Below are 20,870 nucleotides of genomic sequence, written 5' to 3' on the forward strand. Positions count from 1 at the left end.
CGCAAAAGGAGCCTGCATGGGCGGTCGCACTGCAAACATTATTCTAAGCCTTGGCCTCCTGGCGCTGCTGAGCGGCTGTGGCCAGGACAAAGCCGAGCCCAAGCAGCATTCCCGGGTGTTTGTGCAGACCGTGCAGCCGGCGGATTTCGCCGCGGCGGTCACGCTCACCGGGGACATCCAAGCGCGCGTGCAGACCGATTTGTCGTTCCGCGTCGGCGGCAAGATCATCCAGCGTACGGTGGATGTCGGTGACCGCGTCAGCGCCAGGCAAGTGCTGGCCAGGCTCGACCCCAAGGACTTGCAGACCAACGTCGATTCCGCCCAGGCCCAGGTCGTGGCCGAGCAGGCGCGGGTCAAACAGACCGCCGCCGCGTTCGTGCGCCAGGAAAAACTGTTGCCCAAGGGCTATACCAGCCGCAGTGAATACGATTCTGCCCAGGCCGCGTTGCGCAGCAGCCAAAGCGCTCTGGCTGCCGCCCAGGCCCAACTGGCCAACGCCCGCGAGCAGCTCGGCTACACCGCGCTGGTGGCTGATGCACCGGGGATTATCACCGCGCGTCAGGCTGAAGTCGGCCAGGTGGTGCAGGCCACTGTGCCGATCTTCAGCCTGGCCCGCGATGGCGAGCGCGATGCGGTGTTCAACGTGTATGAATCGCTGCTGGTCGAGCCGCCGCCCGATGCACCGATCACCGTGAGCCTGCTCGACAATCCGAGCATCAAGGCGGTGGGCAAGGTCCGTGAAGTCACCCCGGCCGTGGCGGCCAACACCGGCACCGTGCAAGTGAAGATCGCCCTGCAGGCGTTGCCCAAAGGCATGCAGTTGGGCTCGGTGGTGAGTGCCACCGCCAATGGCCCGGCCAAGGCCAGCATCGAACTGCCGTGGGCGGCGCTGACCAAAGACCTCAGCGAACCCGCCGTGTGGCTGATCGACGGCGACGGCAAGGCGCAACTGCACAAGGTCACCGTGGCACGTTATCTCACCGGCAAAGTCATCATCAGCGACGGCCTCAAGGGTGGCGAAAAAGTCGTGGTGGCCGGCGGGCAGTTGCTGCATCCGGGCATGGTGGTGGAAATCGCCCAGCCGCCGGATCAGGCCCAGGCGCAAGGAGTGCAACCATGAAGCAGTTGACGGTGGTACTCGCTGCCAGCTTGTTGCTGATGGCCTGCTCCAAGGAAGAACCGCCGCCCGAGCCACTGCGCCCGGTGCTGTCGATGGAGGTGACGTCCGAAGACCAGGAAAACCTCGGTCGCTTCGCCGGCACCATCCAGGCCCGCTACGAGAGCAACCTCGGTTTCCGTGTGCCCGGTCGCATCGCGCGCCGCGCCGTGGACGTCGGCGCCGAAGTGGAGAAGGGCGCCTTGCTCGCCGTGCTTGACCCCACCGACCAGCAAAACCAGTTGCGTGCCGCCCAGGGCGACCTTGCCCGCGTGCAGGCGCAGTTCATCAACGCCCAGGCCAATGCGCGGCGCCAGCAGGAGCTGTTCAACCGTGGCGTCGGTGCCCAGGCCCAGCTGGACGTGGCCCAGACCGACCTGAAGACTACCCAGGCTTCCCTCGACCAGGCCCAGGCCTCGGTCAACCAGGCCAAGGACCAACTCAACTACGCCGAACTGCGCACCGACCACGCCGGCATCGTCACCGCCTGGAACGCCGAGGCCGGCCAGGTGGTCAGCGCCGGCCAGCAAGTGGTCACCCTGGCCCGCCCGGACATCAAGGAAGCGGTGATCGACCTGCCCGCCGGCCTGGCCGAGCGCCTGCCGCCGGATGTGGTGTTCCTGGTGGCCGGGCAACTCGACCCCAGCGTGCACACCACCGCCGTCGTGCGTGAGATCGAACCCCAGGCCCAGAGCGCCACGCGCACGCGTCGCGCGCGCCTGACCCTGGCCGAGACGCCGCCCGCGTTTCGTCTTGGCACCGCGATCAGCGTGACCTTGAGTTCAACCATCGCACCGCGTATCGAATTGCCCATCAGCGCCTTGCAGGAAGTCGACGGCAAGACCCGCATCTGGCTGCTCGACACCCAGAGCCAGACCGTGCAACCGCGTGACGTCACGGTCATCAGCCGTGACGCCAGCAGCGCCTTGCTCAGCGGCGGCGTCAAACCCGGTGAGCGTGTGGTCACTGCCGGCGTGAACAGCCTGAAACCCGGGCAGAAAGTCAAAATCGACGAGGACAGCCCGCGATGAAAGGGAGCTTCAACTTATCCGACTGGGCCCTCAAGCATCAGTCTTTCGTCTGGTACTTGATGTTCGTCGCGCTGCTGATGGGCGTGTTCTCTTACATGAACCTGGGCCGCGAGGAAGACCCGTCGTTCACCATCAAGACCATGGTGATCCAGACCCGCTGGCCGGGCGCGACCCAGGAAGAAACCCTCAAGCAGGTCACCGACCGCATCGAGAAGAAACTCGAGGAACTCGACTCCCTCGACTACGTGAAGAGCTACACCCGGCCGGGCGAGTCCACGGTATTCGTGTTCCTCAAGGACACCACCAGCGCCAAGGCCATCCCGGAGATCTGGTACCAGGTCCGCAAGAAAATCGACGACATTCGCGGCACCTTCCCCCAGGGCCTGCAGGGACCGTCGTTCAACGATGAGTTCGGTGACGTGTTCGGCTCGGTGTACGCCTTTACCGGCGATGGCTTGTCAATGCGCCAACTGCGCGACTACGTGGAACAGGTGCGTGCCGAGATCCGTTCGGTGCCGGGCTTGGGCAAGGTCGAGATGATCGGCCAGCAGGACGAAGTGATTTACCTGAACTTCTCCACGCGCAAACTTGCGGCGCTGGGCATTGATCAGCGCCAGGTGGTGCAGAGCCTGCAATCGCAGAACGCGGTGACGCCGGCCGGGGTGATCGAAGCCGGGCCGGAGCGGATCTCGGTGCGCACTTCGGGGCAATTCGCCTCGGAAAAGGACTTGGCCAACGTCAACCTGCGGCTCAATGACCGTTTCTATCGTCTGGCGGACATTGCCGACATCAGCCGTGGCTACGTCGACCCAGCGCGGCCCATGTTCCGCTTCAACGGCAAGCCGGCGATTGGCCTGGCCATCGCCATGCAGAAGGGCGGCAATATCCAGTCGTTCGGCAAGGCCTTGCACACACGCATGGATGAGCTGACCGCCGACCTGCCGGTGGGCGTCGGCGTGCACAAGGTGTCGGACCAGGCGGAAGTGGTGGAAGAGGCCGTGGGCGGCTTCACCAGCGCGCTGTTCGAAGCGGTGATCATCGTGCTGGTGGTGAGCTTTATCAGCCTCGGCATGCGCGCCGGGCTGGTGGTGGCGTGCTCGATTCCGCTGGTGCTGGCGCTGGTGTTCGTGTTCATGGAATACAGCGGCATCACCATGCAGCGCGTGTCGCTGGGCGCATTGATCATCGCCCTCGGCCTGCTGGTGGACGACGCGATGATCACCGTCGAGATGATGATCACGCGCCTGGAAAAAGGCGAGACCAAGGAGCAGGCGGCGACCTACGCCTACACCTCCACGGCGTTCCCGATGTTGACCGGTACGCTGGTCACCGTCGCCGGTTTTGTACCGATCGGCCTCAACGCCAGTTCGGCGGGCGAGTACACCTTCACGCTGTTCGCGGTGATTGCCGTGGCGATGCTGGTGTCATGGGTGGTGGCGGTGCTGTTTGCACCGGTGATCGGCGTGCATATCCTCAGCGCTAACGTGAAGCCCCACAGCAACGAGCCAGGGCGAATCGGGCGTGGCTTCAATTACGGCATGCTGTGGGCCATGCGCAACCGCTGGTGGGCCATTGGCATCACCGTGGGCCTGTTTGTGGCGTCGGTGTTCTCCATGCAGTTTGTGCAGAACCAGTTTTTCCCGTCGTCGGACCGCCCGGAAATCCTCGTCGACCTCAACCTGCCGCAAAACGCCTCGATCAACGAGACCCGCAAGGCCGTCGACCGCCTCGAAGCGATCATCAAGGACGACCCGGACATCACGCGTTGGAGCACCTACATCGGCCAGGGCGCGATCCGTTTCTACCTGCCGCTGGACCAGCAACTGGAAAACCCCTACTACGCGCAGTTGGTCATCGTCAGCAAGGGCCTGGAAGAGCGCGGGGCGTTGATTGCGCGCCTGCAAAAACGCCTGCGTGATGACTTTGTCGGCGTCGGCAGCTTTGTACAGCCGCTGGAGATGGGCCCGCCGGTGGGACGCCCGATCCAGTATCGGGTTTCGGGCAAAGACACCGACCAGGTACGCAAGCACGCCATCGAGCTGGCGACCCTGCTGGATAAAAACACCCACCTGGGCGAGATCATCTACGACTGGAACGAGCCGGGCAAAGTCCTGCGGGTGGACATCGCCCAGGACAAGGCGCGGCAATTGGGGCTGTCGTCGGAAGACGTAGCGCAGTTGATGAACAGCGTGGTCAGTGGTGCCTCGGTGACCCAGGTGCATGACGATATCTACCTGATCAACGTGGTCGGCCGCGCCGAAGATGCCGAGCGCGGCACCCCGGAAACCTTGCAGAACCTGCAGATCGTCACGTCGAACGGCACCTCGATTCCGCTGCTGGCGTTTGCCACCGTGCGTTACGAGCTTGAACAGCCGCTGGTGTGGCGCCGCGACCGCAAGCCGACCATCACGATCAAAGCGTCGGTGCGCGATGAGATGCAGCCGACCGACCTGGTCAAGCAACTCAAGCCCGAGATCGACAAGTTCAGCGCCGGCCTGCCGGTGGGCTACAAGGTCGCCACCGGCGGTACCGTGGAAGAAAGCGGCAAGGCCCAGGGCCCGATTGCCAGCGTGGTGCCGCTGATGCTGTTCTTGATGGCCACCTTCCTGATGATCCAGCTGCACAGCGTGCAGAAGATGTTCCTGGTGGCGAGTGTCGCGCCGCTGGGGCTGATCGGCGTGGTGCTGGCGCTGATTCCCACGGGCACGCCGATGGGCTTTGTGGCGATCCTCGGGATTCTGGCGCTGATCGGTATCATCATCCGCAACTCGGTGATTCTGGTGACCCAGATCGATGCCTACGAGCGCGACGGCTACACGCCGTGGGACGCCGTGGTGGAAGCCACCGAACACCGGCGCCGGCCGATCCTGCTGACGGCGGCGGCGGCCAGCCTGGGCATGATCCCCATCGCCCGCGAAGTGTTCTGGGGCCCAATGGCCTACGCGATGATCGGCGGGATCATCATCGCCACGTTGCTGACACTGCTGTTCCTGCCGGCGCTGTATGTGGCTTGGTACAAGATTCGCGAGCCGAAGCCAGAGCAACAGGAAAAACGTGGTTGAAAATGTGCAGGCTTGCTGTGGTGGGCAAGCTTGCTTGCGTTGGGGTGTGGAGCGCCGCCTGAAAAGCCGGGGGCGCGCTGCGCAGTCAGCGGGAGCAAGCTCCCGTGCCACGCGTGGATCTCACCGGCCTTGAGGCATGTATGAAACTTCCCGAATTAGCGTGTACAACTCTTGCACGCCATCGAGTGGTTTACCCTGCCGACTTTCACTTCGTCCGGGCCGAATCCCATGCGCTACTTGCGTTCAATAACGTTGCTCTGCGGTCTCCTGCTCTCGCCGCTGACATTCGCCACCGTTCTGGAAAACGCCCTGTGGCGGGTCGAAATCGAGCCGGCCACTCTAGCCATCCGCGTTACACCGAACGGTCAACCGGGCGTAGAAGCCTCCAGCGGCGTAGCGGCCCGTGCTGTCAGCCAGCTTGAACAGCGCGATCAGCAAGCGAGCTGGCATTGGGACGACGGCGCCTTTCGGGTGAGCGCCAGCCTTGAGCAGCGTGATCTGAAGTTGACCCTTCGCGCGCGGGAGCCGGGCAAGTTGACCATTCTTCAGCAACCTGCCAGTGCCCTGGGCAAAGGGCTGATGTGGCCGTTGGCCGAAGGGCATTACGTGCCGGCCGATAATGCTGTGTGGAAAGCGTTTTTGCTGGAGCAAGGTGATTTCAACACGACCCAGGACCTCAGCCTGCCTCTGTGGGGGTTGGACCACGGGCGGTTCACCTTGAACTGGTTGCTGACCAATCCCTACAACAATCGCCTGCGCTGGCAGGCAGGAATGGCGCTGTCAGTGGCCCATGAATTTACCGCGCTCGACCCGGACGCACCGATGACCCTGCTGCTGCACCTGGGGGAAGCCGATCCCTTGGCCGGCGCCAAGCGCTACCGTCAATGGTTGGTGGAGCAGGGCCGTTTTGAACCCTTGGCGGACAAACTGCGAAACACGCCCGAAGCCGAAAAGCTGCTGGGCGCCAGTCATGTCTACCTGTGGGGCAATGACCTGCTGGGGTCGGAGGATGTGCGTGACTGGCCGCTGCTGGTGAAGGTGCTGCGTGGTCATGAGCTCAAGGGCAGATTGGACAAAGAGGCCGCGCAGGTGCTGGCTCAAACCGGCACGTTGGATCGCTATCAAAAGTCCGTGCTGCTGCGCGGCTTCAACGCGGCGATCAACCAAAAGGCCCGGCAAACCTGGTTGGCCACCGACGAGCCGGACATGCTCAAACTGGCCGAAGGTTATGGCGTCTTGCGCCGTGAATTGGCGATGGCGTTTGCGGGCGCCTTGAGTGACAGCCCCGAGACCTGGGGCAGCACGCTGTCGGCCAAGACCGTCCAGGCGCTGCAAGATGCTGGGCTAAAGCGCCTGCTGCTGACCCTAGGCGAAGGCTGGGAGGGCGGCCTCTGGCACCCGGAAGCGATTCAGGCGGGCGTCAACGCCGGTTACCTGATGGCCCCGTACGACTCCTATGAAACCGCGTTATCCACCACCGAAAATCCGGACTGGACCACCGCCCACCTGGGCAGCAAGGCCTATCGCGACTGTGCCATTGTGCTGAAAGACGGCACGTTCAAGACCGGCTTCCAGCAATCCGGCCATTACACCGACCCGCGCTGCGTACGGCCGCTGCTGGAAGCGCGGGTGAAGGCGGTGCAAGCCAAGGCGGGTTTCAACGCCTGGTTCCTCGATGCCTACGCCACCAGCATGCTGTTTGACAGCTATCGTGATGGCGCGCCAATGACCCAGCCGCAAAATGCCGAAGGCAATGTTGACGCGTCCCGCTGGCTGAATACTGCGCTGAAGCTGCCTGCCGGTTCCGAAGATGGCAACGCTGTCACCGCCCAGGGCATTCTGTTCGCCCACGGTATGCAGACGCCGGTGATCGGTTGGGGCGATCGCCAGATGACCCAGGACAAGCAGTCGCCCTATTACGTCGGCAACTGGTACCCGCCTGAGCAGCCGACGGTGTTCTTCAAGGCGGTCCCGCTGAATGAGCCGTTTCGTACCGTGTATTTCGCGCCGACCATGCGCCTGCCGCTGTACCAGGCGGTGTTCCACGGCTCGGTCATCACCACTCACCATTGGCTGTTCGACAGCCTGAAGCTGACCAATGTGCAGGCTGAGAATGAGTTGACCCAACTGCTGTACAACGTGCCGCCGTTGTATCACCTGAGTGCTTCGACGATTGAGCAGCGGCTGCCGCTGATACAGCGCCAGGATCGGTTTTTCCGGCCGTTGCACCAGCGGCTGGCAACCCAGGCGATGACGGGGTTTCGTTGGCTGACGGCGGACAGGCAAGTGCAGGAAACCACTTTTGCCGATGGCACGCGGTTGGTCGCGGATTTTGCCGCGCGGAGTGTGACAGCGTTAGTCGAGGGGCAGCCGCCCCAGGTCTATCAGGTGGGCTCCTACTGAGGTTTGCGCCACACACTCGCCAGCCACGGTTGTTGCTCCCGAGGCAACCCGGCCGGCCGATAGTAATGCTCCAACTCCACGAACCCTGCCGCCGTCAGTAAGGCCTGCCACGCCTGCAGGTCGTGATAAGACCCATAGCGCGGCCCATTCCAGCCCTCGCGATTTTCACCGCGGGGATTGGAGCTGAACAACACACCGCCAGGCTTCAGCGCGCCATGCAGCTGTTTGAGCACGCGCGGCAATTCCTGCTTGGGAATATGAAACAGCACCGCATTGGCGAATATCCCGTCGAAGCGCTCGACCGGCAGGTCCAGCTTGAGGAAGTCCTGCTGCAACACCTCACAACCACTGTCCTCGCGCGCCATCTGCGCAAAGCGCTCGGAGCCGTCGAGGCCGACAGCGATGTGACCCAGGCGGGTAAACGTCTGCAAATCCCGGCCCGGCCCGCAGCCGAAATCCAGCACGGTGAACGGCGCCGTCCCCTGGATATGCCGCAGCAGCGCGTCGATGTTCTGGCTCACATCGTGGTCGCGGGTGCCTTCGCGGAAAGACTCGGCCACGCTGTTGTAGTGGCCGAGGGTGGTGGACGTGATCTGGTCGAGGTCGTCGGGCTTGAGAGGCATGGTGAGCAATACCGGGCACTGAGAGGGCCCGACTATACCCCAATCGATCGACCCACCCTGTGGCGAGCGGGCTTGCCACGCGTGGGGCTGCACAGCAGCCCCCAATACTCAGCGCTTGTTCAGCACCCGCGCCAACCGGTCGCCACCCAGCTGAATCACCGCCACCAGAATCACCAGCAGCACGATGACCGTGAGCATGATCTGCGTGTCAAAGCGCTGGTAACCATAGCGGTACGCAATGTCACCCAGGCCACCCGCACCAATCGCGCCGGCCATGGCCGACGAGTTGATCATGGTCACCAGGGTAATGGTGAAACCGCCGACAATCCCCGGCAGCGCCTCCGGCAACAGCACATGCCAGATAATGTGCCAGCGCCGGCAGCCCATGGCCTGCGCCGCTTCGATCAGGCCGTGGTCGACCTCACGCAGGCTCACCTCGGCGATGCGCGCAAAGAACGGCGTAGCGGCAATGGTCAGCGGCACGACCGCTGCCCACACGCCATAGGTGGTGCCGACGATCAGCCGGGTGAACGGGATCAGCGCCACCATCAGGATCAGGAACGGAATCGAGCGGAACAGATTGACGAACGCTCCCAGCACGCGGTTCAGCGCCGGGGCCTGATAGATCCCGCCCTTGTCGCTGGTGACCAGGAACACCGCCAGCGGAATCCCCACCAGCAACGCGATCAACGAAGACACGCCGACCATCAACAGGGTGTCGATGGCGCCTTGTACTAAACGATCAAACCACATAACCCAGCACCTCCACCTGTTGTGCCCAGTTACCGGCGCGGCTGCGCAGCACGTCGGCGTCGTGCGGTGAACCATTCACCGCCAGCAGCAATTGCCCCAGCGCGTGGCCCTGGATGCGTTCCACACCGCCCTGCAGCAAGCGCACGCGCCCGCCGAGGGCCGCGAACAAGGCGGCCAGGTCCGGCTCGTCGGTGTCGTTGCCGGTGAACTGCAAGCGCAGCACGACCGCCGCGTCTGCCTGGCCGGGCGTGGGCTGCAGACGGTTTTGCAGCTCTTGCGGCAGCCCGTGTTGCAGCGGCGCCAGCAGGGTCTTGCTGACCTCATGTTGCGGGTTGCCAAACACTTCCCAGACCGGGCCTTGCTCGACGATGTGACCGTACTCGAGCACCACCACGCGGTCGCAGATTTCGCGGATCACCGCCATCTCATGGGTGATCAATACGATGGTCAGGCCCAGGCGCTGGTTGATCTCGCGCAGCAGGCCGAGGATCGACTGGGTGGTCTCCGGATCAAGGGCCGAAGTGGCCTCGTCGCACAGCAGGATCTCGGGGTCGTGCACCAGCGAACGGGCGATGCCCACGCGCTGTTTCTGCCCGCCCGAAAGCTGCGCCGGGTAGGCCTTGTGTTTGTCCTGCAGGCCGACCAGTTCGAGCAGCTCGCGCACCTTCTGCTCACGCTGGGGCTTGGGCACGCCGGCGACCTTGAGGGGCAGCTCGACGTTCTGCCACACGGTCTTGGCCGACATCAGGTTGAAGTGCTGGAAGATCATGCCGATGCGCCGCCGCAGCGCCACCAGGCGGTCTTCATCGAAGTCGCCGATGTCCACCTGATCGATCAGCACCCGCCCGCTGCTCGGTTGCTCCAGGCGATTGATGGTGCGGATCAGCGAGGATTTACCGGCGCCGCTGCGGCCGATGATGCCGAACACTTCACCGCGCTGGATCGCCAGGTCGATGCCTTGCAGGGCATGCACGTTGCCGTCATAGGTCTTGCCCAGGTTGATAAAGCGCACGTGCGCGCGGTTCAGGTCAGGGTGCAGTTCTGTCTGCTCGGCGTCCCTGGGCGGCAAGCCCAGGTCGCGCAGTTGAGAGTGGGCGGCGGTCATTTTTTATCTTCCCAGCCCACTTGGTAGAGCTTGCCAAGGGATTTATCCAACGCGGCGCGCACCACCGGCGAGTGCTGGTAGATGTCGACGAACTTGATCACACGCGGGTCGGTTTTGCTCTTGGGCTGGATCACGAACTGGATCACGTATTCCGGGTGGTCGAGGCCGTCGAACAGCAGCGCCGACTCGGCATCGAAGGTCTTGGACAGGCGGATATACGCCGGGTAGCCCTGCACCAGGTCGGCGTCGTCATAGGCGCGTACCAGTTGCACGGCCTCGACTTGCAGGATCTTGATCTTCTTCGGGTTGGCGACGATGTCTTCTTCAGTAGCCTTGTAGCCCACGCCCGGCTTGAGCGTGATCAAGCCGGCCTTGGCCAGCAGTTGCAGGCCGCGACCGCTGTTGATCGGGTCGTTGGCAATCGCCACGCTGGCGCCCTGGGGCAGGTCGTTGATGCTTTTGTACTTCTTCGAATACAGCCCGACGTTGTTGATGATGCCCGGCGCGTACGGCACCAGGTCAAAGCCGGCGGCGGCCTTGGCGTTTTCCAGGAACGGGATGTGCTGGAAGTAGTTCACGTCGATGTCGCCGGCGGCCAGGCTGACGTTGGGCGCGATCCAGTCGGTGAACTCCACCAGTTCGACTTTGAGGCCTTGCTTGCCGGCTTCGGCCACGGCGGCTTCGAGCGGAATCGCGAAGGCGGCGGTAGTGCCGATTTTCAACGGCGCATCGGCCGCGAACACCGCCGAGCTGAACAAGCCGAAGGCCAGGACCAGTGCTTTGACTGGGTGAGTGAGGAGCGTCTTTTTCATAGTGGTTTTCCAGTCATAAGGTGTCGATGTTAATAACGCGATCAACTGTAGGAGCCGGCTCCTCCAGGGTTCAGTGGCGGTAGGTGGAGCCGGTGTGCTGTTCGGGCAGGCGGGCAGTGCCGCGGAAGACTTTTTCCCGCAGCGTCCCTTGCGCATATTCGGTTTTGTACGACCCGCGCTTCTGCAACTCGGGCACCACCAGGTCGATGAAGTCGACGTAGCTTTCCGGGGTGACGATGCGCGTGAGGTTGAACCCATCCAGGCCGGTTTCGCTGATCCACGACTCCAGCTCGTCGGCGACTTGTTCGGGCGAGCCGACCAGGGTGATATAGCGACCGCCCAAGGCGTGTTGCTCAAGCAATTTGCGTCGGGTCCAGTCGTTGTTTTGCAGATTCTTGGTGGCGGATTGGATCGCGTTGCTCTTCACGTACTGGATCGGTTCGTCGAGTTCGTATTGGGCAAAATCAATCGCGGTGGACGCCGAGAAGTGCGCCACGCCCGCCTCCGGGCTGGCGTAGCTCAGGTACTCGGCGTGCTTCTTCCAGGCGAGTTCCTCGGTCGCGCCCACGATCACATTGAGGCCCATGAACACCTTGATGGCGTCCGGGTCGCGCCCGGCCTCGACCGCGCTGGCGCGCACCTTGTCCACCTGGACCTTGGTCGCGGCTTTGTTCTGCCCGCTGATGAACACGCACTCGGCGTGGCGCCCGGCGAACAGCAAGCCACGCTCCGAACTGCCGGCCTGGAACAGCACCGGCGTGCGTTGTGGCGAAGGCTCGCAGAGGTGATAACCCTCCACCTGGTAGAACTCGCCATGGTGCTCGACCTTGTGCACCTTGCCCGGCTGCGCATACACCCGCGCCTGTGGGTCGTTGAGCACCGCGTCGTCTTCCCAACTGCCTTCCCAGAGTTTGTAGAGCACCTCCAGGTACTCATCGGCCTGGTCGTAGCGCCGGTCATGCTCGACCTGCTCGGTAAGGCCCATGGCCTTGGCGGCGCTGTCGAGGTAGCCGGTGACGATGTTCCAGCCGACCCGGCCACGGCTCAGGTGGTCGAGGGTGGACATGCGCCGGGCGAACAGATACGGCGGCTCGTAGGTGAGGTTGGCAGTCAGGCCGAAACCGAGGTTCCGGGTGACCGCCGCCATCGCCGAGACCAGCAGCAGCGGGTCATTCACTGGTAGCTGGATCGACTCCTTGAGCGGCACATCGATGGAGTTCTGGTAGACGTCGTACACGCCGACGATGTCGGCGATGAACAAACCGTCGAACAGCCCGCGCTCCAGGGTTTGCGCGAGGTCGGTCCAGTACTCGAGGGTTTTGTATTGGGTCGAGGTGTCCCGTGGATGGGTCCACAGGCCGTGGTTGATATGCCCGATGCAGTTCATGTTGAAGGCATTGAGCAGGATCTTTTTCTTCGCCATCAGATGGTCCCCCGCAGTGGCGGGTTTTCATCGTTGAGGTAGTAGTTGCCGACCGCGTGGTACTTCCAGCGCACCGGATCGTGCAGGGTGTGCACGCGGGCGTTGCGCCAGTGCCGGTCGAGACCATGCTCGGCGAGGGTGGCCTGGCTGCCGGCGAGTTCAAACAGCGTGCTGCCAGCGGCCAGGGAAATCTCGGTGCTCAGGGCGCGCACTTCAGCGACGGCGATGGAGGCTGCCGCCACGGTCTCGGCGTTGCTGTCGGCCTGGGCGCGGTCGAGGAATTCGCCGGAGCGCTCCAGCAATGCCTCGGTGGCGTGCAGGCGAATGCTCAGGTGGCCGAAGCTCTTGAGGGTCAGCGGGTCTTCGGTGGCCTTGTCGTTACCGGAGTCGATCCACGGGCGGGTCTTGGTGCGCACAAAGTGCAGCGCGTCCTCGAAGGCAGCGCGGGCGATGCCGGTGTCGATGGCGGCGTGGAGGATCTGCGCCAGCGGGCCGACGGTGGTCGGGCGCTCGAAGGCGCTCTGGAACGGGATCACGTCTTGCGCGGCGACCCAGACGTTATCGAACACCACCGAACCGCTGCCGGTGGTGCGCTGGCCGAAGCCGCTCCAGTCGTCGATCACGCTCAGGCCTTCGCTGTCACGGGGGACAAACGCCAGTTGCTGCACGCCGTGTTCATCCACCACTGAAGTAGGGATGCGCTGGGCGTAGATCGCGCCGGTGGAGTAGAACTTGCGGCCGGTGATGCGAAAGCCGTCGCCGTCGCGGGTGATTTTGGTGACGCGGTCATGGGCGGTCTTGGTGCCCAGTTCCGCCAGGGCATTGCCGAAACGCTGGCCCGCGAGCACTTCGGCGTAGAGGCGGCGTTGCTGCGCCGGCGTGCCGTTTACGCGCAGCACTTCCAGGGCATAGAAATGGTTTTGCGGAATCTGGCCCAGCGAGGCGTCGGCCTGGGCGATCAGTGCGATGACCTTGGCCAGCGTGACATTGGACACACCGGCGCCGCCGTATTCCTTGGGCACGCTGATGCCCCACAGGCCGGAGCGCGAAAACACGTCCAGTTCAGGCAGCGGCAGGCGGCGCTCGCGGTCGCGCTGGGCGCTGTCGCGGCGGAAGTCTTCGGCCAGGTCGCTGGCGACAATAAGGGCTTGTTCGTCGCTGGTGATAACCGCGACGTGATGAGAAAGGGTCATGCGTATTCTCCAGAGGTCTGGTCGGTTAAATCCAGGAGTGACGAGCCGGCAAGGTGCCGTTCAGGCGATAAGCGCCCACCGCGTGATACTTCCAGCGCACCGGGTCGTGCAGCGTATGCACGCGGGCATTGCGCCAGTGACGGTCGAGGTTGAATTCGGCGAGGGTGGCGCGGCTGCCGGCCAGTTCGAAGAGCTTTTCGCTGACCAGCAGCGACACTTCAGTGGTCAGCACCTTGGCTTCGGCGACGGCAATTGACGCACGGGCGGCGGACTGCGCGGTGATCGGCGCGGCACTGACCTGGTCCAGCACCTGGCCAGCCTTGCGCAGCAGCGCTTCGGCGGCGTGCAGTTCGATTTTCAGCTTGCCGATATCGGCGATCACGTACAGGTCATCGCTGGCCCGTTCGACCTTGGCGTCGATCCACGGGCGCGAGTGCTCACGCACGAAGGCAATGGTGTCATCCAGCGCGCCACGGGCGATGCCGGCATCGATGGCGGCCTGGATCAGCTGCGACACGGCGCCCTGGATGGTCGGGGTTTCGCCGAGGCGCCAGTTGTCGACCACCAGCTCGGCGTCCACCGGCACCCGGTCCAGCAGCACGGTGCCGCTGGCGGTGGTGCGTTGGCCAAAACCGGACCAGTCGTCAACGATGCGCAGCCCCTCGGTTCCACGGCGCACGAACGCCATGACTTGCTTGCCGTCATCGTTGAGCGCCTTCACCGCAACCCAATGCGCAAACAGTGCGCCGGTGGAGTAGAACTTCTGGCCGCTGATCACGTAGCCGTCACCCTCGGCGGTGATGCGGGCCTTGAGTTCCAGGGTGTTCCTGGTGCCGCGCTCCGGGCCGGCGTTGCCGATGCGCCAGCCGTCGAGCACGCTCTGGAACATCTGTTTTTTCTGGCGCTCGGTGGCGGCGCCCTGCAGCACGTGGAGGATGCCGAAATGGTTCTGCGGGATCTGTCCGAGGGCCGGGTCGGCCGCGCTGATGATCGCGAACACGTCGGCCAGGGTGGTGAATGACACCTGTGGGCCGCCGTATTCGCGGGGAATGGAAATACTGCCCAGCCCACTGCGGGTGAACTGCTCGATCTGTGCCCACGGCAACTTGCGTTGCTGGTCGCGCTTGGCGGCTTGCAGGCGCGCAGCCTGGGCCAGCTCATGGGCGGCGTTCAGCGCCTCTGCATCGTTGCGCAGCACGACGGCCGGCAACAACAGAGGGGCTACGTCCAGATCACTCTGGGGGGGTGTTAGAGCCAAGTTAGACATCAGCGCCGCTCCTTGGCTGCACGTAATGCCCTGGCGTTATGCACCGGGGTAATTCTGACCATACCGACCTCGCATTCAATGAAATGACAACAGGAAAATCAGGAATGTCCGGTGGTCCGGTGCATATACCCTAAGCGTGTTAAATATTTAAATAAACTAACTTTTGGGAATATGCATAGAAGGTCTGTCATCCAGGTTCGCAGGGTGAACCGAGGGGGCGTGGCTGATAGCTCTGCGCGGACCCGCCGGGGCGGGCGGGTACCCAGGCGGCGATCCTCAACGTGCGAGCGGGTGCCCAGCGGGAATTGTTGCCGACGCGGTCCAGAATGCAGTACGTCACCTCCAGCCGGCAGTCGTCGCCGGCTTCGACAATCACCGTCGACGGCACCCAGACCTGCACGGCCAGGCCAACGGCCTTGGCCTGGATGCTTGGCAGGTCCATGCGCACATCGCCCCAGCGCAGGGTGATGGCATCGCCGGTGGTCATGTGCTGGTAGGGTTCGATGGTCAGGGGAATGCCGCGCCGCACCTGGCTGCTGTTGACGCCGTAGCGGCGGATCGTCTCGGGCAGGCCGACGGGGGCGAGGTTGTGGTTTTCGTCGCTGTACAGCTGTGCAGGCTGCCCGCCCGGGCATTGGGTCTTGACGCGCACCTGCGTGGTCGCCGAGCGCGCAGGGCCATGGCCGATCTGCATGACCTGATAGTGCACCTGCGCCGGGCCGTCCTGCACAAAACTTTCCGGTACGCGCAGGCGCGTCGACGTGCCGACCTTGCCGGCCGTGACTCGCCGTGAAGCCGCAAAGCAGTTGTTCCAGAACAGCTCGATCAGGTCGCCTTCATCCATGCCGGGGTACGGCGCGATATCGACCTGCAACTGAGTGGCGGCGAGGGCATTGATGCCGTTGCGAAGTGCCTGGGGCAACGTCGGGGCGTTGAGCATGGCCGGGGTGGCGGTGCGCGTCATAAGTAATCTCCTTGATGCAGCCAGCAGCAATCGTTCCGGCCCCTTGGCGCGGGTGCGCACGGGGTCGAAATGAACGATTCAGAAAATAGCCGGGATAGGATCCAATCCTCTGAGTGCTAGATAAGAGGGTTGGCCAAGGGGCGTCAATGGCGGCAAAGGGCTAAACGGCGGGTTGCTGCAGATTCAGAAGGGTCTGACTGTGAGGGGGATTTCAGCGGGTGTGTGGCGGGGCGTTTTACTCGTTGAAACGAGGACTTCGCGTAGGAACGCGCTCAGGGGGGAGCAGGGCTCGCCCGCGATGCAGGCACCTCGGTGGATCCGCCACACCGCAGTGATGCTATCGCCGGCAAGCCAGCTCGCACACAAGCCCGGGAGAGCGTCAGTGGGCGAGGAATTTGCTCAGGAACTGCTTCGTGCGTTCTTCCCTGGGGTTGGCGAACAACGCCTTGGCTTCGCCTTGCTCCACGATCACCCCTTTGTCGAAGAAGATCACCCGGTTGGCCACGTCACGGGCAAAACTCATCTCGTGGGTGACGATCACCATGGTGCGGTTTTCCTCGGCGAGGCTGCGGATGGTTGCCAGTACTTCGCCGACCAACTCCGGGTCGAGCGCCGAGGTCGGTTCGTCGAACAGGATCACTTCCGGCTCCATGGCCAACGCGCGGGCAATCGCCACGCGCTGTTGCTGGCCACCGGACAGGCGTCGAGGGTAGGCGTCTTCCTTGCCCGCCAGGCCAACCCTGGCCAGCAGCTTGCGCCCCAAGGCCTCAGCGGCTTCGCGCGGCATCTTCTTGACCACGGTCGGCCCTTCGATGACGTTTTCCAGCGCGGTGCGATGGGGGAACAGGTTGAAGTTCTGGAACACAAAGCCGACGTGCTGGCGCAGGCGTCGCACCAGGGTTTGCTGCTGATTGATCGGCTTGCTGCTGTCGATCTCGATGTCCCCGACCTTGATGCGGCCGCTGGTGGGTTGCTCGAGGAAATTCAGGCAGCGCAGGAAGGTGGTCTTGCCGGAACCGCTGGGGCCGATGATGGCGATGACTTCGCCTTCCTTGACCTCAAGGTCGATGCCGTTGAGTACCACCTGACCCTTGAATTGTTTGGTCAGTTTTTCAACCACGATCATGCTTCAGGACTCCAGGTCATGCCGGTTGACCCGGTCTTCCAGACGATTTTGAAAATGCGCCAGGATGCTCGCCAGGATCCAGTAGATCAGGGCAGCGGAGAGATACATGGTGAAAATTTCGAAGGTGCGTGCCGACACCAGTTGCGCCTGGCGAAACAGTTCGGGCACCTGGATGGTGGCCGCCAGCGCGGTGTCCTTGACCAGCGAAATAAAGCTGTTGCCCAACGGCGGCAAAGCCGTGCGCATCGCCTGCGGCAGAATGGCCCGGCGCAGGGTCTGCGCACGGGTCATGCCGATACTGGCCGCGGCTTCCCACTGGCCACGCTCGATGGAGCTGATGGCCGCGCGCAGGATTTCACAGGCGTAGGCGGCCATGTTCAGCGAGAAGCCGATCAGGGCCGCCGGGATCGGATCCAGCTCGATGCCCACTTGCGGCAAGCCGTAGTAGATCAGGAACAGCTGCACCAGCAAGGGCGTGCCGCGAAAGAACGACACGTAGACGCGGGCAAGCAAGCTCACTGACTTGAAGCGCGACAGGCGCATCAAGGCCAGGCCGAAGCCCAGCAGCAAGCCGAAAAACATCCCGCCAAGGCTTAGAATCACCGTGTAGTACGCGCCCTTGAGTAGAAAGGGCGCGGAGTCCAGCGCGAGTTGGAAACCTGCTTCCATTATTGAGTGACGTCAGCGTTGAAGTACTTCTCGGACAGCTTCTTCAAGGTGCCGTCGGCGCGCAGCTTGTCGAGGGCCTTGTTCACCGCGTCGAGCAGTTCAGGCTCGCCTTTGCGCAGGGCAATACCGGCTTCCTGGCGGGAGAAGGCATCGCCGGCGGTGGCGGTGTCCGGGGCTTTCTTGGCGTATTCCAGAGCGGCCAGGCGGTCGATCAGAATGGCGTCGATGCGGCCGATGCGCAGGTCCTGGAACTTGGTAGGGTCATCGTTGTAAGTCTTGATGATGGCTTTAGGCTGGTTGTCCTTGAGCCATTGCTCGTAGTTGGTGCCCAGGCCCACACCGACTTTCTTGCCGGCCAGGTCGTCGGCGGTCTTGATGCTGTCGACATTCTTCTTCAGCACCAGCGCTTGAATACCCGAGACGGTGTAAGGCTTGGAAAAATCGTATTTCTTCTTGCGCTCTTCAGAGATGGTCACCTGGTTGACCACGGCGTCCAGGCGCTTGGATTCCAGGGCGGCGAGGATACCGTCCCATGGCGTGGCTTGCAGTTTGACCTTCACGCCCAGCTCTTTGGCCAGTGCCTCGGACAGCTCGACTTCGAAACCGCTGAGCTTGCCGCTTTCATCGACAAAGCTGAACGGTGGGTAGGTGCCTTCGAGACCGATCTTGATCTCGCCGGCTTTCTTGATGCTGTTCAACTGCTCGCCGGCCACTGCCTGGCCGAGCAGGCCAGCCCCGAGTGCCAGGCCCAAAGTGCCAACCAACAACGTGCGACGCAATACAGAAATAGTCATGAAGAGCCCCTGTGTTTTTTATGTTGAGCGAAGCAGGTGACGCAGTAGTCGTATCCTGCCTTAAAGCGCGTAGCGCGTCTTCGCCTACGGCGCGATGATAGAGCGGGTTTTTAAGACTTGAAAATAATATAAATCTAAATTGATATTCGATTATCGAATATGCGAGCTATTTAATGTGGGAGCTGGCTTGCCTGCGATGGCGCTCTGTCAGCTACCGATGTGCTGACCTTTGCACCGCTATCGCAGGCAAGCCAGCTGCCACATTTTTTAGTCCGCGTTAATTCAATTGAATACCGAGTTGTAGGCAAACAACGCCGGCGCCCCGCCGGTATGCAGGAAAATGATCGGACCCTCTTCAAAACGCTGACGCCCGATCCCATCCAACAAGCCGGCCATGGCCTTGCCAGTGTAGACCGGGTCCAGCAGCAGGCCTTCCTGGCTGGCGAGCAGCTTGATGGCTGCCAGCGTACCGGCGTTCGGCTCGCCATAACGGGGGCCGAAGTATTCGTCCCAGAGAATCACCTTGAACGCCTCGGGCACCGTTACGCCCAGCAACTCGGCGGTGCGTTCGGCCAGGCCCTGCACTTTCGGAAACTGTGCTTCTTCGGTGCGCGACACGGTCACGCCAACCACCGGCAGGTTCGGCAGCACGTCGCTCAAGGCCAGGGCGAGGCCACTGTGGGTGCCCGCACTGCCGGACGCCAGCACCACGGCGGAGAACTCGATGCCGCTGTCTTCAATTTGCGCCGCCAGCTCAAGGCCGGCGCGCACGTAACCCAAGGCGCCGAGGGCGTTCGAGCCGCCGATCGGCACCAGGTACGGCTTCTTGCCGTTGCTGCGCAGGCGGTCGGCGAGGGCATTCAGTTGGTCGTCGACATGGTCGAGGTTTTCCACCAATTCGACCTTGGCGTCGAAGAGGTCCAGCAGCAGGCGGTTGCCGTTGCCCAGGTAGTTGGGGTCTTCGGTGCCGGTGGGGTTTTCCAGCAACGCTACGCAACCCAGGCCGAGCTTGGCGGCGAGGGCGGCGGTCTGGCGCACGTGGTTGGACTGGATCGCGCCGGCGGTCACCAGGGTGTCGGCACCCTGGGCGAGGGCATCGGCCGCCAGGTATTCGAGTTTGCGCAGTTTGTTGCCGCCCATGGCCAGCGGCGTGGTGTCGTCGCGCTTGACGTAGATGTCCCTGCCCAACCAGGCCGACAGCCGCTCGAGTTTTTCCAGGGCAGTGGCACCGCCCAGCAGTTCCAGGCGGTTAAAACGGTCGAGCTGTTGTTTGATCATGGCTACGCACGGTGACTGAATGATTGGCCGACTATAGGCAGGCACTTTTCATCGGGCAACCGCCAATCGCTTATTCCGTGAAGTTCTTAGCATCGCACCATTGGTTCTTAAGGGCGGCCAGGGTGCATACCGTAAAGTGATGGCCATTTCGTCAGGAGTGAAGACCGTGAGTGAGCGTTCCAGTCATTGGCAATTACAGACCATCGTCAGCCAACTGCGCGGCGCCCGGGACCAGTGGCGAACGCGCAATGGCCGCTTGAGCGGCGAGCATGGCGGCCGCGAGTTGCCGTCCCGCGAGGCTGTCGCGCAGATCCTTGAGGCACTGTGCGGTGCGCTGTTCCCCATGCGCCTGGGGCCGGTGGACCTGCGTGAAGAAAGTGAAGATTTCTACGTCGGCCATACCCTCGACGTCGCCCTGAATGCCTTGCTGGCACAGGCGCGCCTGGAACTGCGCTACGCCGCGCGCCAGGGCGGCCAGGATGACAGCGCGGTCGACGCCCTGGCCATCCGCCTGATCCAGGATTTTGCCCTGGCCTTGCCGTCCCTGCGCAGCCTGCTGGACACCGACGTGCTGGCCGCCTATCACGGCGACCCGGCCGCGCGCAGTGTGGATGAGGTGCTGCTGTGCTATCCGGGAATCCTCGCGGTGATTCACCATCGCCTGGCGCACCATCTGTATCGCGCCGGTTTGCCGCTGCTGGCGCGGATCAGCGCGGAAATCGCCCACTCGGCCACCGGTATCGATATCCACCCGGGTGCGCAGATCGGCCCGAGTTTCTTTATCGACCACGGGACCGGCGTGGTGATTGGCGAAACCGCGATCATCGGCGAGCGGGTGCGTATCTACCAGGCCGTGACCCTGGGCGCCAAGCGCTTCCCGGCGGATGAGGATGGGCAGTTGCAGAAGGGCCACCCGCGTCACCCGATTGTCGAGGATGACGTGGTGATCTACGCCGGGGCAACGATCCTGGGGCGGATCACCATCGGCAAGGGCTCAACGATTGGCGGCAATGTGTGGCTGACCCGCAGCGTCCCGGCGGGGGCGAATATCACCCAGGCGAATCTGCAGCATGATGATGGGGCGCAGAAGTAAAAAAAACTGCACACATCCCCTGTGGGAGCGGGCTTGCTCGCGAATGCGGAGTATCTGTCAATGAATCATCGGCTGACCCAGCGCATTTGCGAGCAAGCCCACTCCCACAGTTGGAATG

17 protein-coding genes are annotated in these 20,870 nt (G+C 63.1%); 5 read left to right on the forward strand and 12 right to left on the reverse strand.

The genetic code is table 11. From position 1 onward, the window contains the following. Window positions 1-16: 16 nt before the first annotated feature. From QMX97_RS20775 to QMX97_RS20790, 4 genes are all read left to right on the forward strand, one after another. Window positions 17-1,120, forward strand: a complete 1,104-nt coding sequence (locus QMX97_RS20775) for an efflux RND transporter periplasmic adaptor subunit (RefSeq protein ID WP_106805456.1) — start codon at window positions 17-19, stop codon at window positions 1,118-1,120. After that, entirely contained in the window at window positions 1,117-2,187 is a 1,071-nt protein-coding gene (locus QMX97_RS20780; protein ID WP_282397510.1) for an efflux RND transporter periplasmic adaptor subunit, read from the forward strand. The genes QMX97_RS20775 and QMX97_RS20780 overlap by 4 nt, the downstream gene beginning before the upstream one ends. After that, entirely contained in the window at window positions 2,184-5,249 is a 3,066-nt protein-coding gene (locus QMX97_RS20785) for an efflux RND transporter permease subunit (protein WP_282397511.1), read from the forward strand. Before QMX97_RS20780 ends, QMX97_RS20785 begins: the two co-directional genes overlap by 4 nt. Before the next feature lie 228 nt (window positions 5,250-5,477). Next, window positions 5,478-7,652 (forward strand): glycoside hydrolase, encoded by a 2,175-nt coding sequence (locus QMX97_RS20790; protein WP_282397512.1) that lies wholly within the window; start codon window positions 5,478-5,480, stop codon window positions 7,650-7,652. On the opposite strand, the gene QMX97_RS20795 is transcribed toward QMX97_RS20790, so the two are convergent. The 12 genes from QMX97_RS20795 to QMX97_RS20850 all read right to left on the reverse strand — a co-directional run bounded on the left by QMX97_RS20795 (window position 7,646) and on the right by QMX97_RS20850 (window position 19,659). After that, the gene (locus QMX97_RS20795) at window positions 7,646-8,275 is read right to left on the reverse strand and encodes a class I SAM-dependent methyltransferase (protein ID WP_106805454.1); all 630 of its coding nucleotides are present in this window, start codon (window positions 8,273-8,275) and stop codon (window positions 7,646-7,648) included. The two genes, QMX97_RS20790 and QMX97_RS20795, sit on opposite strands and share 7 nt — an antisense overlap. A gap of 108 nt (window positions 8,276-8,383) precedes the next feature. Beyond that, window positions 8,384-9,028 carry a methionine ABC transporter permease gene (locus tag QMX97_RS20800; RefSeq protein ID WP_016974994.1) on the reverse strand — a complete coding sequence of 215 codons (645 nt, stop codon included), beginning with the start codon at window positions 9,026-9,028 and terminating at the stop codon, window positions 8,384-8,386. Beyond that, the gene (locus tag QMX97_RS20805; protein WP_106805453.1) at window positions 9,018-10,133 is read right to left on the reverse strand and encodes an ATP-binding cassette domain-containing protein; all 1,116 of its coding nucleotides are present in this window, start codon (window positions 10,131-10,133) and stop codon (window positions 9,018-9,020) included. The genes QMX97_RS20800 and QMX97_RS20805 overlap by 11 nt, the downstream gene beginning before the upstream one ends. After that, a complete protein-coding gene (locus QMX97_RS20810; protein WP_065899576.1) occupies window positions 10,130-10,945 on the reverse strand; it encodes a MetQ/NlpA family ABC transporter substrate-binding protein in 816 nt (271 codons plus the stop codon). Before QMX97_RS20810 ends, QMX97_RS20805 begins: the two co-directional genes overlap by 4 nt. Window positions 10,946-11,015: 70 nt before the next feature. Continuing rightward, window positions 11,016-12,368, reverse strand: a complete 1,353-nt coding sequence (locus QMX97_RS20815; protein WP_282397513.1) for an LLM class flavin-dependent oxidoreductase — start codon at window positions 12,366-12,368, stop codon at window positions 11,016-11,018. Next, on the reverse strand, window positions 12,368-13,561 hold the full coding sequence (locus QMX97_RS20820) for an SfnB family sulfur acquisition oxidoreductase (protein ID WP_201143318.1): 1,194 nt from the start codon (window positions 13,559-13,561) through the stop codon (window positions 12,368-12,370). Before QMX97_RS20820 ends, QMX97_RS20815 begins: the two co-directional genes overlap by 1 nt. Before the next feature lie 25 nt (window positions 13,562-13,586). Continuing rightward, window positions 13,587-14,828, reverse strand: a complete 1,242-nt coding sequence (locus QMX97_RS20825) for an SfnB family sulfur acquisition oxidoreductase (RefSeq protein WP_282397514.1) — start codon at window positions 14,826-14,828, stop codon at window positions 13,587-13,589. 187 nt (window positions 14,829-15,015) lie between these two features. Beyond that, on the reverse strand, window positions 15,016-15,792 hold the full coding sequence (locus QMX97_RS20830; RefSeq protein WP_282397515.1) for a hypothetical protein: 777 nt from the start codon (window positions 15,790-15,792) through the stop codon (window positions 15,016-15,018). Window positions 15,793-16,171: 379 nt separating this feature from the next. After that, window positions 16,172-16,918 (reverse strand): L-cystine ABC transporter ATP-binding protein TcyN, encoded by a 747-nt coding sequence (tcyN, locus tag QMX97_RS20835; protein WP_201143319.1) that lies wholly within the window; start codon window positions 16,916-16,918, stop codon window positions 16,172-16,174. A 3-nt stretch (window positions 16,919-16,921) separates the two neighbouring features. Then, window positions 16,922-17,587: a cystine ABC transporter permease gene (gene tcyL, locus QMX97_RS20840; RefSeq protein WP_065899582.1), complete on the reverse strand. Its 666-nt coding sequence runs from the start codon at window positions 17,585-17,587 to the stop codon at window positions 16,922-16,924. Next, complete coding sequence (gene tcyJ / locus QMX97_RS20845) at window positions 17,587-18,381, reverse strand: cystine ABC transporter substrate-binding protein (RefSeq protein ID WP_120447382.1); 795 nt, start codon at window positions 18,379-18,381, stop codon at window positions 17,587-17,589. Before tcyJ ends, tcyL begins: the two co-directional genes overlap by 1 nt. 282 nt (window positions 18,382-18,663) lie before the next feature. Next, window positions 18,664-19,659 carry a D-cysteine desulfhydrase gene (locus tag QMX97_RS20850; RefSeq protein ID WP_282397516.1) on the reverse strand — a complete coding sequence of 332 codons (996 nt, stop codon included), beginning with the start codon at window positions 19,657-19,659 and terminating at the stop codon, window positions 18,664-18,666. A gap of 166 nt (window positions 19,660-19,825) precedes the next feature. Between QMX97_RS20850 and epsC the strand changes: the two genes are divergently transcribed. After that, a complete protein-coding gene (gene epsC, locus QMX97_RS20855) occupies window positions 19,826-20,752 on the forward strand; it encodes a serine O-acetyltransferase EpsC (RefSeq protein ID WP_065899585.1) in 927 nt (308 codons plus the stop codon). Window positions 20,753-20,870: the final 118 nt, after the last annotated feature.

This window comes from Pseudomonas sp. PS01298, assembly GCF_029959745.1.
Taxonomy (GTDB): domain Bacteria; phylum Pseudomonadota; class Gammaproteobacteria; order Pseudomonadales; family Pseudomonadaceae; genus Aquipseudomonas; species Aquipseudomonas aylmerensis.

Bases quoted from the DNA above. Each gene is read 5' to 3' on its own strand.
- QMX97_RS20830 (WP_282397515.1), bottom strand. From the start codon at position 15,792: ATGACGCGCACCGCCACCCCGGCCATGCTCAACGCCCCGACGTTGCCC.
- tcyL (WP_065899582.1), bottom strand. From the start codon at position 17,587: ATGGAAGCAGGTTTCCAACTCGCGCTGGACTCCGCGCCCTTTCTACTC.
- tcyJ (WP_120447382.1), bottom strand. From the start codon at position 18,381: ATGACTATTTCTGTATTGCGTCGCACGTTGTTGGTTGGCACTTTGGGC.
- QMX97_RS20795 (WP_106805454.1), bottom strand. From the start codon at position 8,275: ATGCCTCTCAAGCCCGACGACCTCGACCAGATCACGTCCACCACCCTC.
- QMX97_RS20850 (WP_282397516.1), bottom strand. From the start codon at position 19,659: ATGATCAAACAACAGCTCGACCGTTTTAACCGCCTGGAACTGCTGGGC.
- QMX97_RS20785 (WP_282397511.1), top strand. From the start codon at position 2,184: ATGAAAGGGAGCTTCAACTTATCCGACTGGGCCCTCAAGCATCAGTCT.
- QMX97_RS20800 (WP_016974994.1), bottom strand. From the start codon at position 9,028: ATGTGGTTTGATCGTTTAGTACAAGGCGCCATCGACACCCTGTTGATG.
- QMX97_RS20805 (WP_106805453.1), bottom strand. From the start codon at position 10,133: ATGACCGCCGCCCACTCTCAACTGCGCGACCTGGGCTTGCCGCCCAGG.
- QMX97_RS20810 (WP_065899576.1), bottom strand. From the start codon at position 10,945: ATGAAAAAGACGCTCCTCACTCACCCAGTCAAAGCACTGGTCCTGGCC.
- QMX97_RS20825 (WP_282397514.1), bottom strand. From the start codon at position 14,828: ATGTCTAACTTGGCTCTAACACCCCCCCAGAGTGATCTGGACGTAGCC.
- QMX97_RS20780 (WP_282397510.1), top strand. From the start codon at position 1,117: ATGAAGCAGTTGACGGTGGTACTCGCTGCCAGCTTGTTGCTGATGGCC.
- QMX97_RS20790 (WP_282397512.1), top strand. From the start codon at position 5,478: ATGCGCTACTTGCGTTCAATAACGTTGCTCTGCGGTCTCCTGCTCTCG.
- QMX97_RS20775 (WP_106805456.1), top strand. From the start codon at position 17: ATGGGCGGTCGCACTGCAAACATTATTCTAAGCCTTGGCCTCCTGGCG.
- tcyN (WP_201143319.1), bottom strand. From the start codon at position 16,918: ATGATCGTGGTTGAAAAACTGACCAAACAATTCAAGGGTCAGGTGGTA.
- QMX97_RS20815 (WP_282397513.1), bottom strand. From the start codon at position 12,368: ATGGCGAAGAAAAAGATCCTGCTCAATGCCTTCAACATGAACTGCATC.
- QMX97_RS20820 (WP_201143318.1), bottom strand. From the start codon at position 13,561: ATGACCCTTTCTCATCACGTCGCGGTTATCACCAGCGACGAACAAGCC.